The organism is Prevotella jejuni, from assembly GCF_900187995.1.
In the GTDB taxonomy this organism is placed as follows: Bacteria; Bacteroidota; Bacteroidia; order Bacteroidales; family Bacteroidaceae; genus Prevotella; species Prevotella jejuni.
Genome location: NZ_FZNZ01000007.1, coordinates 26916 through 42310 on the forward strand (window position 1 = coordinate 26916; position 15395 = coordinate 42310).

Consider the following 15395-nt stretch of genomic DNA (forward strand, 5'->3'; position numbering starts at 1 on the left):
TAAGTAAATACATGGTTCACCTTTGTTATTCTGCTATTTTCTCTTTTTTGACGATAGTCATAAAAAGACCTTACTATCCGTCTTCTAATTTTACATTATGGGTTAATGCGTAGGCTATTGATGGTTGAATATATTGCTATGATACTTATAATACCCCTGAAAATCAGTTCTTTCAGCTTACTTAAACACCTTATCTTATTGTGTAGATAGCGTATTAAAACTATGCTAAAAGTCCCTTTCAAAAAATTATTAATTGTCTATATTACTCCTATAAACACTTATATTCTCTCTTCTAATAGCTCTTTTCTCTACATAAATTTCTCTTAAAAAGAAATAAATGAGTATATTTGTAGGCCCAAATAATGAGGATATGAACAGAAACATACGACTCCGTGAAGTTAATGTAGCACAGGCTAAACTTGTATATCCTGATGGTGACTACATTGACAATGATATTATTCTCTTCGAGGATATCACCAAAGTACCACTTCCTGCAAGTGCTTCTCGCATGAAGTCACTCTTTCTTGCACTCTGTACTGGCGGTAGTGCACAATATACTGTTGATACTAAGGAACATAAAGTGAGTGCTGGAGATGTCATTATCATTAGTGAAGAACAGGTTGTAGCCGACTATCATCTCTCGCCTGATTGCGAGGGTATAGCGTTAATCATGTCGTATGACTTCTTTCAAAACATCGTAAGTGGTATTCACGAACTGGCAGCTCTCTTCCTCTTTGCCCGTACTCACCCTGTTTTCCACCTTAATAATGCACAGACAAAGGCCTTGGAGAACGATGTACAGCGCATCAAAAGGAAGATTGAAGATGCTGGTCATCGTTTCCGTCGTGAGCTGGTTATGACCATGCTCAAGGCCCTTATCATCGATATGAGTAATGTTATCTATCGATTCCAGCAAATAGGTGACGACTCAAAGACACGCGCAGAGGTTATCTTTCATAAGTTTATTCAGTCGGTGGAGAAGAACTACCGCACGGAACGTCGTGTCGGTTGGTATGCCCAACAGCTATGTATCACCTCGAAATACCTCTCTGAGACTGTTCGTAGTGTTAGTCGGCGAACACCGAGTGAGTGGATTGACTCCTACGTAACACGTGAGTTACTCGTGATGTTAAGGAATACGACAATGAGCATCAAGCAGATTGCTGAGGAACTCAACTTTGCTAATCAGAGCTTCTTAGGGAAATATTTTAAGGAGCATGTGGGCGTTAGTCCTTCAAGGTTTAGGAAGGGATAATAGGGGATTATGGGCCTTATTAGGCACATAAGCCGCATAGGGCTAATAAGATAATTGGCCTAATAAGGCCCATAAGGCTCATAAGGCAAATAATATAATTGGCCTTATTAGACCTATAAGCCTCATAGGGCTAATAAGATAATTAGCCCAATAAGGCCCATAAGGCTCATAATCCTAATAGTAATTAGCCTAACAACTGTTCCGCAACCTCGCACAACTCGTCATACCATTCCTTGCCAAATCTTCGTGTAAGAGGCTCCTTCAAAAACTTATATAAGGGAAGATTCAGCTCTTCCCCTTTCTTTCTTGCATCGGCACAGATGCGCCAATGGTGGTAGTTAATACCACAGGTTCCATTGCTAAATTCCTTTACTCGGATAGGATATAATGAGCAGGAAATAGGTTTTACAAAGCCTGTCTTGCCACTACGATAGGAACGCTCTAAAGCACAAAGACAACAGTTATTCTCATAGCAGGTGAAGACACAGTCCTTACCACCTACGATACTCGTCACTAAATCGCCCTCTTCATCGGTATAGGCAACACCCTGCTTGTCGATAACAGCCTGTGCAGAAGCCGACAAATCGCCCCAAACAGTGTCGAGGACATTCTCTATTTCCATCGTCTCATCCAAGGTTACGGGTGCGCCAGCATCTCCTTCAATGCAGCATTGACCATGACACTTGTCAAGATCGCAGCAGAACTTCACATTAATTATGTCTGGTGAGACAAGCACATCACCCACCATAAAGATATGATCATACGTATTTACCATCTTTCTTTGCGCTAAATTATTTCATTCCTAACTGTGTCTTACTGTTCACCTAACAGTTTTTTCTTACAGTCTCAGTCTTGTTCTTCAAATTATTTTCATGAAAAAAAATATTTTCTCTCATGAAAAGAAATATTTTCTTTCATGAAAATAAATTCTTTTTTTCGTGAGAATAATTCCGTCCTAACATTCTTTCGGGACTATAAAGAGCTTATTTGATTATTCTTTTCTTATTGGGCTTATTAGGCTAATGGGCCTTATAAGCCTAATAATAAGCAACTTGTCAACCCTAAAACTCGTCGACCTCTCTACTTACCACTCAATCGCTTGCAGTCCACAAGCGGTTAAGTAGGCATTACAACGTGAGAATTGATGCTGTCCAAACCACCCTCCACGGTTCGCAGAGAGTGGAGAAGGGTGTACACTCTCTATGACACAGTGACGCTGTTGGTCGATAAGTGCCTTCTTACTCCGTGCAAATCCGCCCCAAAGCATGAATACTAAGTTCTCTCGACCATCGCTGAGCGCCTTGATGGCAGCGTCTGTAAAGAGTCCCCATCCTAATCGTTGATGACTGTTAGCAACATGGGCACGAACGGTAAGTGTTGCATTCAGTAAGAGAACTCCCTGCTTAGCCCATCGCGTAAGATCGCCTGATTGTGGGATAGGAGTACCCAAATCGGCTGCAATCTCCTTATAGATATTTTGCAGTGATGGCGGGAGTTGTATCCCATCAGGCACAGAGAAGCTCAATCCCATTGCCTGTCCAGGCTCGTGATAAGGGTCCTGACCGATTATCACAACCCTCACCTTATCGAAAGGACAGAGATTGAAAGCATTGAAAATCAGTCTTCCTGGAGGATAGCAGGGGAACTGAGCGTACTCTTGTTTCACCTGTTCTATCAACTGCAGGAAATAGGGTTTCTCAAACTCTCCCCCTAATTGTGTTGCCCATGAAGGCTCTATCTTTACATCCATAGCTATGATTGTTGTCTATAAGCGTAATAGGAGCGATAGAGAAGATTTACTTATCTCGTCTTATTACACGCAGTTTTGTTACTACAAAAGTACGATAAAGTTCTGATAACAACAAAAAAGTCGTGCCTTTCGACACGACTTTCTTCTATTCAAGTTAATCTATTACTTGTTCTTCTTAGGCTGAGCCTGCTTCTTACAGCAGCTACGCTGAGGCTTCTTAGCGTCTTTCTTGCCCTTGCAGCAAGCCTGTTTATCCTTTGAACACTCCTTGCTCTGCTTGTCGCATGCCTTCTGTGCCTTCTCGTCACAAGCCTTACCGCTCTGTGGACACTGCTTAGCTTGCTTCTCTACTTGCTCGTTAGGAGCCTTGTCACACTTCTTTGAGCACTGGCTCTGAGCCTGTGCACTGAGTGAACATACGCTGAATGCTACTACGAATGATAATGCTATTTTCTTAAAATCCATAATCTTTTACTGTTTAAAAATTACACTTTAATACCTATAAAACTCGAAAAGGATATAAATCCTTATGGTCGCAAAGGTAATGAAAAAAGATTTTCCAACGGCAAAAAAAGCTCGTTGTGTTTGTGAATTTTAGATTTATTACAATTTAACCATTTGTTTAGTGAATTTATGTAAACCGTGATTTATGCTTTTTTTCTTCTAAATCACCAAACAAAAAGAGCCGTGAATGAACACGACTCTTTTATCTTCAATGAATTAATTGTCTCTATCTAAGTCAATTACTTCTTCTTCTTAAAGAACGCTTTAACCTTTGCTTTGTCCTTGTTATAAGTGTTCTTGATTTTCTGTCCGTCCTTAGCAAGACCTTGCTTAACCTTCTTTACACCAGCCTTAACCTTGGCCTTGTCCTTACGATATGCGTTTCTTACTTTCTGCTTATCCTTAGCAATACCCTGCTTAACCTTTGCTTTGTCCTTACGATAGGTATTCTTTACTTTTTGCTCGCCCTTGGCAAGGCCGTTCTCAGCATTCTTTACGTCTGTATCGAACTTCTCCTTATTATCCTGATAAACCTTGTCTATTTTCTGCTTGTCGTTGGCAAGGTCTGTCTTAATTCTCTTCTTGTCAGCGTTGAGCTTTGTTTTCTCAGTAGTTTCAGCCTGCTTAACGGCAGCACCAACCTTCTTTGCCAACGTGTCAACACGCTGCATGATAGTCTCATGAGGCTTTTCTGTATTGTTGGTCTGTGCTTGTGCGCTGAGAGAAGAGAGTCCTGCAAGGGCTACTAATGATAATACTAACTTACGATTCTTCATTGTCTTTAATCTTAAAAATAAATACTAACACCTAATTATGGGTGAGTCAACAGTAAGACACACAGTGGCAAAGGTAATAAAAAACAAATCCCAAAAGCCATAAAAGACCTTTGGGATTTGCCTAATTTAATATAATTAACTTTTGATTAATCTGTAATAAGATTTTCACCTGTCATATCTGCAGGCTGCTCTAAGCCCATAATATGAAGGATAGAAGGTGCAACGTCAGCCAAACGACCATTCTTCACTGTTGCAGAATTGTTGTTTGTAACATAGATGAATGGTACTGGGTTGAGTGAGTGAGCCGTGTTTGGTGTGCCATCCTCATTGATTGCGTTGTCTGCATTACCATGGTCAGCGATGATAATCGTCTCATAATCGTTAGCCTTTGCAGTCTCAACAACCTCCTCAACGCAGTGGTCGATAGCCCAAACAGCCTTTGCAATAGCATTATAAACACCTGTATGACCCACCATATCACCGTTAGCAAAGTTCACAACGATGAAGTCGTACTCCTGTGTCTTTATAGCACCAACGAGCTTGTCCTTCACTTCGAAAGCACTCATCTCAGGCTTTAAGTCGTATGTTGCCACCTTTGGAGAAGGAACTAAGATGCGGTCCTCACCCTCGTAAGGTTGCTCACGACCACCATTGAAGAAGAAGGTTACGTGTGCATACTTCTCTGTCTCGGCTGTATGAAGCTGTTTCTTACCGAGCTTACTGAGGTATTCACCTAAGGTGTCCATTACGTTCTCCTTAGGGAAGAGGACATGAACGTTCTTGAAATTAGCATCGTAAGGAGTCATACAGTAGTACTGTAAGTCCTTTATTGTGTGCATCCCTTCCTCTGGCATATCCTGCTGTGTGAGTACTTCGGTCAACTCCTTAGCACGGTCGTTACGGAAGTTGATGAAGATAACGACGTCACCCTCCTGGATTGTTCCATCTACAGAAGAGTTGTTGATAGGCTTGATAAACTCGTCTGTCACACCCTCTGCATAGCTTGCCTCAACCGCTTTAACCATGTCAGTAGCCTGTACACCCTTGCTTTCAACGAGCAAGTCGTATGCTTCCTTCACACGGTTCCAACGCTTGTCACGGTCCATTGCATAGAAACGACCAACGACAGAAGCAATATGTGCGCCATTTACGTCACACACTTTCTGGATGTCTCCAACGAAACCAGCACCACTCTTTGGGTCAGTGTCACGTCCGTCCATAAAGCAATGAACGTAAACATCCTTGAGGTTGTACTCCTTTCCAATCTCAATCAGCTTGAAGAGGTGATCGAGAGAAGAGTGAACTCCACCTGTAGAGGTCAAACCCATCAAGTGAAGCTTCTTACCTGTCTTCTGTGCATAACTATATGCATCGACGATACCTTGGTTCTTCAAGATGTCACCTGTCTGACATGCTTTGTTAATCTTTACGAGGTCTTGATAAACAATACGACCTGCACCTATATTTAAGTGACCTACCTCAGAGTTACCCATCTGGCCGTCTGGCAGACCTACATCCTCGCCTGATGCTTGCAACTCAGAGTGTGCACTAACTGCATTCAAATAATCTAAGTATGGAGTTGGCGTGTTATAGATAACATCACCCTTACCATGCTTACCGTTACCCCATCCGTCAAGGATCATCAATAAAGCTTTCTTTGCCATAATTTTACCTTTATATATTGTTTTTATCTTCGTTCCTGCAAAGGTACGATAAAAGTATAAGATGGGTGCAAAAAGCCTGTGGAAATTTGAAGGGGAAATGTATTGAATGAGAGATATAGGTCTACTCCGTTCTTTCTCCTATCCATCGAAAGTCTAATTTGAGATGATAACAGTCTGAAAATAAGGCTTTTGTGATGTGAAAGGATATGAGTTGAGAGTTCTTAGCATGACTGTTATCGCTCTTGTCACTTATCCTCAAATGACATGATAACACCCAGCATGAGTGGTGCGGAGCATGGACCGCTGTCTCGTTAACGATAAATAATCTTGTGATAGATAGCTATAAACAGAACTTTGCAGGCTTATAATAATCTGAAAATGATTGGTACAAGCTGCCAAACTCCTTGCTTCGGTCGTCTTTCCCATTTCCACGCAGGCATAAGCTTGAGTACTCTGAGTGCCTCTCTGTCGAGGTATGGGTCTACAGAACGCATAACCCTGAACAGACAGCAACGACCAGAAGGGGTCACAAAGAACTTTATTACGACTCTTCCCGAAACTGAGCATTCTGCCAATTCAGGAGGATACTGAAGATGTGCCGCTATAAATTTGAAAAGATCACCTGGGAATGAAGGTTTCAATCCCTCAACAGTTTCGAACATCTTTGCACCTAAGGTATCCACATTCAAGGTGTCATTACAAGGATCAAAGGCTGGTTCCGCACAATAAGGCTGCTCTATTTGTTCCTTTTTCTTCGGTTTCATCGACCTTTTCTGCTTCTGCGCATTGACATTACCAACAGCAAACAAACTTACTAATAGGACTAACAACAATTTCTTTATCATGACAATATACTTTTAAAGTTGACTTTTTTGCTTCTTAAATCTAACAGGCAAAATAAACCAAGTCCCACCCTTAGCCGTTGAATCCACATTCCACTTCGGCATTAACTTCAATACCCTTAACGCCTCTGTATCAAAAGCAGGACTCAACGAACGAAGTATCTTGAACTGAGAACAAGTGCCGTCACGTTCTATATAAAACTTAACAATCACCTTTCCTTCAACCTTTTTGTTCTTACGACCAGCTGGCCATACAAGGTGAGCACGAAGGAATTGTTGGATATTACCTGGGAAAGATGGCATTGGAGGAAACCAACAATCAAATATTTTATGCCTTTCGTTTTTTACTTCTAAGGTATCGATTGTATCTTTCCGAACCTCATTTTCATAAGATTTCATCGACATCTTTTCCTGTTGAGCATTTACAGTTGCTGCCATACAGATACTAAGTGATATTGCAAACAATATTCGTTTCATCATATAAACCTTTTGTTTTATTCTCCTTTACAGCTACTAAACGCAGCCTTTCGAGAGATTATTATAAACAAACTCTTCACTTTGAAGAGTCTTGTGAACATTCTTAAAGTAAAACCTGCGCCAACGCTTAAACGCAATCACGCCGCCGCAGGTTTATGAATTGCAGATGACATATATTGGAACTTATTGTCGATGCAAAGGTAAAGAAGAATATAATGCAATGCAATAGCCCCATTAGAGTTGACACATGTAAAACAAGTTAACATTTGACTATCAATAATTTACAACTAACAACTTCACTTCTTTGACACAATAAAGCATATAAAAGTTCCCTCGTTTTCGCACTTTACCAACCTTTAAGGTAGCTTTTCGTCCCCTTTCCTCCCACCCTAATTTGGCAATACGCAGTAGAATGTGTATCTTTGCAAATATGAAGAAAAGACCGATTTTACTACTGATTACTCTTTTGACTTTGCTTTCATGCAGCCAAAGAAAACTACCTAACTATCCTGCAACAGACGATGGAATCACTCGGATGAGGCTCGATAGCGCTGCTTTCTTCATGGCTAAACATGACACAAGGAATGCGATGTATCAGCTAAAATCGGCAGAAAAGCACCTTTTCAACGTAACAGAAGACTCTTTGAAGTTTGCTACATACTATCGTATTGCTCTATTGAATGCCCAAAATGGTGCTTATAAATTGGCACTTGACTACTTCGCCCATACTGCTCGTTATGCAAATGATAGTAAGAAGAGTCACAGACTGACGGATATTTACCTCGGTAAAGCCTCTGTTTTCAACCAAATCGGACAACGTGACTCTGCCCTGTTGTACGTAAAGAAGGCTGAATCCTTCAAGCCTCGTATTCGTAAAGACCAAGAGAAGAGTATTAATCAACTGCGAACACGCATTGAAAAACATCAAATTTTATCGGTTTCACCGGAGAAAGATATTGAGATTATACAGATACAAGACCGTTATGAAGTGGCTATCGCACAACGTAAAGCCTTGCAACTTCAACTCTATATAGCTTATCTTGTTATCATCTTGATACTCCTTACATCTGGTATCGTTGTATGGTTCCGCCGTCGTATGCGCCAACAGCTACATACCTATCGCAGACAACAAGAGATGACAGAGCTGAATATTCAGCAGTTGCTCCGCCGAAAAGATGCAACGATAGATGAGATGAAGGCTGAAGTTGACAGTAAAATCAATGAGTTAGAACAGTTGAAACAGAAAACTCCTACACATAACGGAGACACAAAAACAGCCGATTCCATCGAACAAACTAAGTTGGGGATAGACACACTCTACACCATTCTAAAAGGTGGAAATATCTCACAGATGGGTAAACGTGAACAGCAGGCTCTCAACGCTATAATGCCTAACTTCGATTACGACCTTGCTTATATCCTCAATAATCCTCGATATGCGTTCACTCCTAAGGAGACATTCTACTATATAATGGAACACAACGGGATGACCGACGAGCAGAAAGCCGACGCCTTCTGTTGTACGTCACAAGCCATCAGATCGATTAAAAGTAGAATGAAAAAGAAGATGGAAAAGTCACAAGAAGAACTTCCTGAAGCAGATATAGAACTTGCAGCAGAGGATAAATCAGCCTTATGCCTAACACGACGTCATCATTAACTTGTAATGGACAAAGGTACACAGGTGACTATTTGATGAAGGTAGGTTTGATGGTCCTCTCAGCCAACGAGGGTTCAAGTAGAGTCCTCGAGCTGACTGCAGAGTAAGCCTTTCTTATTCTTTAGATAGGTATTATTCCCATGCAGAGTAGAAATCTATAATCGCAATAATGTAAGTGTGTGTGTGGCATATCACGAATCATAATTAAAAAGAAGAATATTTAATGATGAGTAAGTTATCGGTAATTCTATGGTTATTATTGTTTGCGACAACATGTGTTGGGCAAGATAATTTAGGTAATAATAGTGACAAGGATTCTTTAAGATATAAGCGATTTGATATTGAGGAGTATAAGAGGTTAGCAAGAAAAAGTCCTACAGCTTATCGTATACGCAAAGAAGGAAAGTTGGGTGAGCTTATAGAATTAAGAGATGAATACGAAAAAAACTCCTTTGCAGGCTTTCGAGAGTCTCATACATATAGAGACTCTCCATACGAATATATCTATCTGTATAACACAGTGGGAAATATAACGGCATATTGTGCATACCTTTACCAAATGCCAGTAGGTAAAGGATATCAATTCGATGGTCATGGACATGAAGTAAAATATGTAGATTATGATTTGCCTTATAAGTTTAGCATAGATTCATTAAAAGTAAAAATGTTGCACCAATATGGTATTAATCTCATGGATAAGAAGGAAGTGTTTAGTGTAAGACGTTATGAAGAACGAGAGTATATTAAGCGACCGATTTATATAGTCTGTGCTCATTGGAAAGATAATAGGAATGACATTTATCTCATTGATGGGATTAATGGAGAAACATTATATATCCAGAAGGCTGTTGAAATAATTCGGGATGATACTCCTACTGATTGGAAGAGTATAGAGAAATTATATCATGACTCTAAGAGTTCCTCGTCAATACCAACACAGCAATAATGTTATTGGATTGTATTTCCTAATAAAAGAATAAGTTATGGGTATATTTGATTATTTCTTTAGCCATGCTAAACAGAAGCAAGATAAACCTATTAGGGATAAAATAAAGAATAGGAAATTCTTTAGCAATATGTTGATAGAACTCGCGAAAGAAAAAGGTGAAACCGAGAGATTAATATTGGAAGCGAATACCAACAAAAGGTTAGACACCGTATACTTACATTGGTCATTAGGAGAACAGTACATCTCTGAAATAGAAATAAAGTATTCTATGGATGCGAATATGACGGAATTAAAACGAATATATTCAAATTCTTTGGAGTACTTTATAGCGGGTCTTGCTATTGATGACCCAATATATTTTGAAATCCTGAAACGAGTTTCGTTAGGTATTCTACTAAACGTTTCCTGTGCAGAGTTTCAGCAGCTTATTGATTATGTGGAACGGGTAGATAATCAGGCAAAGCCAGCTGATTGGACTCCAGACCTTTTACTCTGGTTTATGCTGAACGCTCGGATGGGCGAGGATAAGATACAAACGCATGTAAATAAGCTTGCCTTCCCTAAGTTGTATAAAGGGCTTTTCAAATTAACACAGTTGTCTGATGCACAAGCTGCGAAGAAAGCTTTGATAGATTACATCGGGAAATGGTATAACTTGAACAAAGATGCCCCTTGGTATAATAATCATTTGAAGACAAGCTGCTATCGTGGTTACTGGGCTTGGGAGGTTGCAGCTGTCGCAAAGATACTACGCATAGATGATTCTGACCTAAAGGATAATCCATTTTATCCTTATGACATGGTGCATTGGGAAGAAGACTATACAACTAACGATGAGTAATAATGATCAGATACTGCTTTCATCTTGGAATATACGAAGCAGTAGACTTTTCTAAATTAGGAAGTGATAGCATCTATTACGGTCAGAATATAGTACATAATATTACGAAATTAGTTTTATTTTCTTTTGCTGTCACATTTAACATTTCGTGTAAGTCCACTGTATATTAATAACTTAAAGGGCTATAATGGATGACAGATATGACAGGAAACTTTATTTAGAGATTTTGCTTTGCCATAAACAGAGAATGTCTATCATTCTAAAGTAGATTTTCATTTTCAGTAAGAATGATAGACATTATCGTATAGGAGTCGAACGATGTGGATGTTATTACTTCCTTTCTGTCAATGGTCGTTGACTGGAGGGAGTTGGTACATTCAACTCTTCGAGTCTCTTGGCAGCATATTCTCCCATCGCCTTATAACCCTTAGGGTTGGGATGCAACCAGTCACCAATCTGCCACTCTTTACGCAAACGGTCGGGTGATGAAGGGTCACGCATGAGTACATCAAAATCGATGAAACCGTCGATTTCATGGTTTGTTCTTATCCATTCGTTCACCGTCTTACGTGCTGCATCACGTGCCTCTGTAAAGTAGCCTTTACAGCCATTGAAAGGAGTTATCGTACCCATATAAACCTTCAAGCCACGTTGGCGAGCCTTCTTAATCATCACTTGATAGGCTTCAATCAACTGACGAGCAGTTTCTTCTGGATTGGTTGACGTACCGATATCATTAATAGCCTCGAAGATGATTACGGCACGAAGTCCTCTTTGTCCCAAGATATCACGATCGAATCGTTCCTTTCCTGGCTGTCCTAAACCTACGGAGAGAATACGATTATCTCCAATACCAAGATTCAATACACCTGTTTGGGGACTCTTTGGGTCATGTTCGCCATTTAGTACGGCAGACATAAAGTCGGGCCAACGGTCTTGTGCATTTGTCACACAACCCTTTCCATCGGTAATACTATTACCAAGGATGGCCACGCTGGAAGCAGAGGCATCAAGGACATCAATAGCAGAAATATTAAACCAATGATCCTCTTTGAAAGCTGTTGAGAAATCAGTATTAGCATTTGTCACACCACGTAATATATAGGATGTAGTACGTGAACCCATGTGAACAGTAGGTTCTTTTGGTGCTTTAAGATAGTTAATCGTAATTGACAAACGTTCCAAAGGTTGTAAATCGAATTTCAACGCATCAGAAAAGGCAGCCTTACCAGCAGGTATCGTTACCCGACGTTTATTATTAAAACGGAGATACTTAGCTGAATTCTTCTGTATCTCTGACCCTTCTCCAGCCTTTGCAATATAAACACTGGTAATCTCAACAGGCTCAGAAGACAGTTCATTACTCAACTGCAAACGAATAACAGGACCACCGATACTCACCTTCACCACCTGTCGTACGGAACGATTGGTCATTTGATTGTTATAAGGCATAAAGCCCTTGTCTACTGTCTGTGGCGCACAAGCCCATGTACCTACCCAACGTTCTTGCTGTGCATAAGTGTTGAGTGTGATAAAAAGTAATAAAACGAATAAAATCTTACGTGTAAACATTGTCCTGAATTTATTTCCTCCCAAGTCCTCCTTAATGTCTTCTGAAAATGAGAACTATCAGAAAGCGTATCTCTGTTGGTGGAAGGATGATGATAAATAATGATATATTTTGATGTATAATGCAATAAAGGATAAATTTCCTAAATCATGTTACTGTAGGTTTAACGAATTGATGAGGCTCTTTATTTCCTCCCTCATGTATTTCTTAAAACCATCTCCGTCGATGATTTCGATATCTTTGAAAAGCCCGAGAACAAATCTACCCAAACCACGATAGTCACAGACTTCTATGTCTAAGAGCCACGAGCCATCCTCATTCGGTGTAAGATAATGCGCCCCTTGTGGATATTCTTCCTTAAAGAGATTATGTGACAATTGGCCTAAACGTAGTTTTACACGGTGATGTTCTTCACCACTGAACATAAAGATATCCGTGAACACCTGCCTATGCTTGTCTTCATGTAGCCATGGGGAATCTAATATTTCTACTCCTTCCATACGCGATACCTTGAATGTCTTGTTCTGTTTCGATACCAATTCATGACAGCGTACATCCTCATTGTTATTTAACAAAAGGTAAGGTTCCACAAGTCGGTCCTTTAGTGTATGGCTATGCGGACTTGAATAACCGATTAAGCGAACCGTCTTCTTCTCTGCCATTGCCTTGCGCAAGAGTTTTATGTTACTATCCATTTGCTTATGTATGGGCGAGTTTATGGATACAGAGAAATTATAAGTGTTCTCTAACTTCTCTCTTAGTTGGTTTACCATTTCGCTGTCATTACCCGCTATCGTCAGCACACTATGGATAGTCTTCACATCTTGATTTGTAAACTGAATTGTTTGCAGCAACTGTGTGAAGAAAGGAGATCGACGGTCAATATGGTAATAGCCTTGATTCTTGAACACGATAAAACCTGCATGTTTGATGAAGTCAAGTAGGTAATAGAAATTCCTTCGCGACAACTCCATCCGCTCACACAACTCTTCGACCGTATAGTTACGTCCGTCAGACAATAGAATCAAAAGCTCTAACTGCTTCTTTAATTTATCGAATCTCATTCTTATAATGAATAGATATATGGTATATAACGCAGAAACAACACTTTTATTAATCTCTGCAACACTTTTTTATGCCGAATCATACCTAACCACTGACACTACCCTCAATAACAAAAGGCTCTTCTCATAGCAAGAGATAATGACTCCCTACCAAGAGCGAGATATTTATACACCATACAAGAAAAGTTTTATTTTGATTTGCTGTCACTTTTAACATTTCACATAACCCTATTGTAGACTAACGAGTTAGACAAGTACTTTGGATGACAGGAATGACAGGAAAATTAGTTTTAGAGAGACAAACAATCTTCTCTGTAATAAAACAATATATGTTTAGAAGCTAATAAACGATTTGAGTTAAAAACAAAGAAAGGCAGAAAGAAACCTGTTCTCCCTGCCTTTACATTTATAATAACATAAGACCTATTTGTTCTTCACAAGATCATTATAATCGATCTCGTTCTGTGGAATTACCCAAGTCCACTTATTTCCGTCGCCTACTGCAATTGTTTTTGCAACAGCAGCGTGTGCATTACCACCTTCAGCAAATGAGTGACGAACAACAGGAATGTTCCAACGCTTGTAATCACTCCATGCAAAGCCCTCACCCCAAAGTTCAACCTCACGGTAATCCTTGATTTCATCAAAGAGGTCAGTACCAGTCTTCGTACATGTATAGCTTGCGTTACGACCTGTACCAGCATTCAGTTTAACCAATGCAGCCTGTGCAGCAGCTGTGTTACCCAAGAAATAATTAGCCTCAGCCTCGATGAGAACCATCTCACTTGAACGGATAAAAGGAAGATAACTAACACCTGGCTGTGCTGTTACCCAGAACTTCATTTGGCCATCCAAGTAGATATAACCTGATGCATAAGCAGCAGAGAGACCAGATATCTGGTGCTTCTTAACGATAGAGTCAGCCTGTGCCAACACACTCTCATTACCCGATCCTAAGATACCATAGGTCTGGTTTACCTGTGCATTGTCAGTAATATCAATGCTGCGGAACTTATCTGCAGTGATAAAGAGCTGCTTACGAGCATCATTATTAGGAATACGAGTAATCAACTCATGACCAATAGTACCAGCACCCGTACTCTGCGTAGTTGCATAGTGACCGTTACAAGCGCCCTGTACACCATAAGCCCAATACCAGTTTTGCTCACTTGCATCGCCATAGCTACCAAGAATCCATTCATCATTTGGCTTATAGAAACCAGCTGCGTATGCTTCACCTGTCATCAAAGGACGACCATCCTCAGCTAATTTAGCCTGCGCCAAAGCAGTAGCGTAGTCCTGACGAGTCAAAGCAGCACGTGCGTAGACAGCGTGAGCTGTATTTAAATCAGGAATCCAACACTCTGATGTTGAACGTGTCACACCACTTTCACCGAAGAGCTTGATCGCCTCCTGACAGTCCTTGTAAATCTGAGCATAAGTCTCAGCAAGTGTAGAAGCCTTCAGTTCACCCGTAGAAGTGTCAAGACGCAAAGGCAATCCCGTAGAAGCACCATTGTTACTATCCTGCCAACGATAGCAGTAGTAATGTACTAACTTCTCAAATGCGTATGCGCGGAAAGTCAATGCAGAAGCCTTGATAAACTTCTTATCAGCATCAGTACCCTTAGCATTATCAATATTTGCAAGGAGAGCATTTGCATTGTTAATGATCTGATAGTAATAAGTCCACGCATAAGAATCATAGATACTTGTTGAACGGAAGTGGAATGTCTGATTATGGATAGGAGCCCAACCTGAAGCATAACGGTTATAGTTATAGTTCTGACTTGGAAGATTCTCATATAGACGCATTATCGCATTTTCACCTGCGAATCCTTGACCATAGTAGTACTGCTGTACAGTCATCGACTTTGCAATACCATTCAAGGTGTTACGCGCATTGCTTGTATTAGCATATGCTGCAGAAGGCTCAGCCGACTCTGCTGGTGATACATTGAGATAATCACTGGAGCAAGAAGCTGTTATAGCAGCTACTGCAATAAAAGCCCCTGCGGTGAATTTATTTATTGAATATTTCAT

14 protein-coding genes are annotated in these 15395 nt (G+C 40.2%); 4 read left to right on the plus strand and 10 right to left on the minus strand.

The features are described 5' to 3' along the window. The first annotated feature begins 370 nt into the window (after positions 1-370). Positions 371-1255 (plus strand): helix-turn-helix domain-containing protein, encoded by an 885-nt coding sequence (locus CHB62_RS03520; protein ID WP_089365784.1) that lies wholly within the window; start codon positions 371-373, stop codon positions 1253-1255. 184 nt (positions 1256-1439) lie between these two features. On the opposite strand, the gene CHB62_RS03525 is transcribed toward CHB62_RS03520, so the two are convergent. From CHB62_RS03525 to CHB62_RS03555, 7 genes are all read right to left on the minus strand, one after another. Further along, entirely contained in the window at positions 1440-2030 is a 591-nt protein-coding gene (locus tag CHB62_RS03525) for a DUF3109 family protein (protein WP_009010916.1), read from the minus strand. Between the two features lie 309 nt (positions 2031-2339). Further along, positions 2340-3005, minus strand: a complete 666-nt coding sequence (gene ung / locus CHB62_RS03530) for a uracil-DNA glycosylase (RefSeq protein ID WP_089365731.1) — start codon at positions 3003-3005, stop codon at positions 2340-2342. 162 nt (positions 3006-3167) lie between these two features. Then, positions 3168-3470, minus strand: coding sequence for a hypothetical protein (locus CHB62_RS03535; RefSeq protein ID WP_009010914.1), 303 nt, complete (start codon positions 3468-3470; stop codon positions 3168-3170). A gap of 278 nt (positions 3471-3748) precedes the next feature. Continuing rightward, the gene (locus tag CHB62_RS03540) at positions 3749-4285 is read right to left on the minus strand and encodes a tail tape measure protein (protein WP_089365732.1); all 537 of its coding nucleotides are present in this window, start codon (positions 4283-4285) and stop codon (positions 3749-3751) included. Positions 4286-4431: 146 nt separating this feature from the next. Further along, positions 4432-5949: a 2,3-bisphosphoglycerate-independent phosphoglycerate mutase gene (gene gpmI / locus CHB62_RS03545; RefSeq protein ID WP_089365733.1), complete on the minus strand. Its 1518-nt coding sequence runs from the start codon at positions 5947-5949 to the stop codon at positions 4432-4434. A gap of 362 nt (positions 5950-6311) precedes the next feature. Continuing rightward, the gene (locus CHB62_RS03550; protein WP_089365734.1) at positions 6312-6794 is read right to left on the minus strand and encodes an energy transducer TonB; all 483 of its coding nucleotides are present in this window, start codon (positions 6792-6794) and stop codon (positions 6312-6314) included. 12 nt (positions 6795-6806) lie between these two features. Then, the gene (locus tag CHB62_RS03555) at positions 6807-7271 is read right to left on the minus strand and encodes an energy transducer TonB (RefSeq protein ID WP_089365735.1); all 465 of its coding nucleotides are present in this window, start codon (positions 7269-7271) and stop codon (positions 6807-6809) included. Positions 7272-7680: 409 nt separating this feature from the next. On the opposite strand from CHB62_RS03555, the gene CHB62_RS03560 reads away from it, so the two are divergent. The 3 genes from CHB62_RS03560 to CHB62_RS03570 all read left to right on the plus strand — a co-directional run bounded on the left by CHB62_RS03560 (position 7681) and on the right by CHB62_RS03570 (position 10718). Next, complete coding sequence (locus CHB62_RS03560; RefSeq protein WP_089365736.1) at positions 7681-8928, plus strand: hypothetical protein; 1248 nt, start codon at positions 7681-7683, stop codon at positions 8926-8928. 223 nt (positions 8929-9151) lie between these two features. Beyond that, positions 9152-9874 carry a hypothetical protein gene (locus CHB62_RS03565; protein WP_089365737.1) on the plus strand — a complete coding sequence of 241 codons (723 nt, stop codon included), beginning with the start codon at positions 9152-9154 and terminating at the stop codon, positions 9872-9874. A gap of 37 nt (positions 9875-9911) precedes the next feature. Next, entirely contained in the window at positions 9912-10718 is an 807-nt protein-coding gene (locus CHB62_RS03570; protein ID WP_089365738.1) for a PoNe immunity protein domain-containing protein, read from the plus strand. A 330-nt stretch (positions 10719-11048) separates the two neighbouring features. On the opposite strand, the gene CHB62_RS03575 is transcribed toward CHB62_RS03570, so the two are convergent. The 3 genes from CHB62_RS03575 to CHB62_RS03585 form a co-directional block, all read right to left on the minus strand. After that, a complete protein-coding gene (locus CHB62_RS03575; RefSeq protein ID WP_089365739.1) occupies positions 11049-12290 on the minus strand; it encodes an SGNH/GDSL hydrolase family protein in 1242 nt (413 codons plus the stop codon). Positions 12291-12440: 150 nt separating this feature from the next. Continuing rightward, positions 12441-13352, minus strand: a complete 912-nt coding sequence (locus tag CHB62_RS03580; RefSeq protein ID WP_089365740.1) for a helix-turn-helix transcriptional regulator — start codon at positions 13350-13352, stop codon at positions 12441-12443. Positions 13353-13775: 423 nt separating this feature from the next. Beyond that, complete coding sequence (locus CHB62_RS03585; RefSeq protein ID WP_089365741.1) at positions 13776-15395, minus strand: RagB/SusD family nutrient uptake outer membrane protein; 1620 nt, start codon at positions 15393-15395, stop codon at positions 13776-13778.

Bases quoted from the DNA above. Each gene is read 5' to 3' on its own strand.
- CHB62_RS03520 (WP_089365784.1), top strand. From the start codon at position 371: ATGAACAGAAACATACGACTCCGTGAAGTTAATGTAGCACAGGCTAAA.
- CHB62_RS03525 (WP_009010916.1), bottom strand. From the start codon at position 2,030: ATGGTAAATACGTATGATCATATCTTTATGGTGGGTGATGTGCTTGTC.
- ung (WP_089365731.1), bottom strand. From the start codon at position 3,005: ATGGATGTAAAGATAGAGCCTTCATGGGCAACACAATTAGGGGGAGAG.
- CHB62_RS03535 (WP_009010914.1), bottom strand. From the start codon at position 3,470: ATGGATTTTAAGAAAATAGCATTATCATTCGTAGTAGCATTCAGCGTA.
- CHB62_RS03540 (WP_089365732.1), bottom strand. From the start codon at position 4,285: ATGAAGAATCGTAAGTTAGTATTATCATTAGTAGCCCTTGCAGGACTC.
- gpmI (WP_089365733.1), bottom strand. From the start codon at position 5,949: ATGGCAAAGAAAGCTTTATTGATGATCCTTGACGGATGGGGTAACGGT.
- CHB62_RS03550 (WP_089365734.1), bottom strand. From the start codon at position 6,794: ATGATAAAGAAATTGTTGTTAGTCCTATTAGTAAGTTTGTTTGCTGTT.
- CHB62_RS03555 (WP_089365735.1), bottom strand. From the start codon at position 7,271: ATGATGAAACGAATATTGTTTGCAATATCACTTAGTATCTGTATGGCA.
- CHB62_RS03560 (WP_089365736.1), top strand. From the start codon at position 7,681: ATGTGTATCTTTGCAAATATGAAGAAAAGACCGATTTTACTACTGATT.
- CHB62_RS03565 (WP_089365737.1), top strand. From the start codon at position 9,152: ATGATGAGTAAGTTATCGGTAATTCTATGGTTATTATTGTTTGCGACA.
- CHB62_RS03570 (WP_089365738.1), top strand. From the start codon at position 9,912: ATGGGTATATTTGATTATTTCTTTAGCCATGCTAAACAGAAGCAAGAT.
- CHB62_RS03575 (WP_089365739.1), bottom strand. From the start codon at position 12,290: ATGTTTACACGTAAGATTTTATTCGTTTTATTACTTTTTATCACACTC.
- CHB62_RS03580 (WP_089365740.1), bottom strand. From the start codon at position 13,352: ATGAGATTCGATAAATTAAAGAAGCAGTTAGAGCTTTTGATTCTATTG.
- CHB62_RS03585 (WP_089365741.1), bottom strand. From the start codon at position 15,395: ATGAAATATTCAATAAATAAATTCACCGCAGGGGCTTTTATTGCAGTA.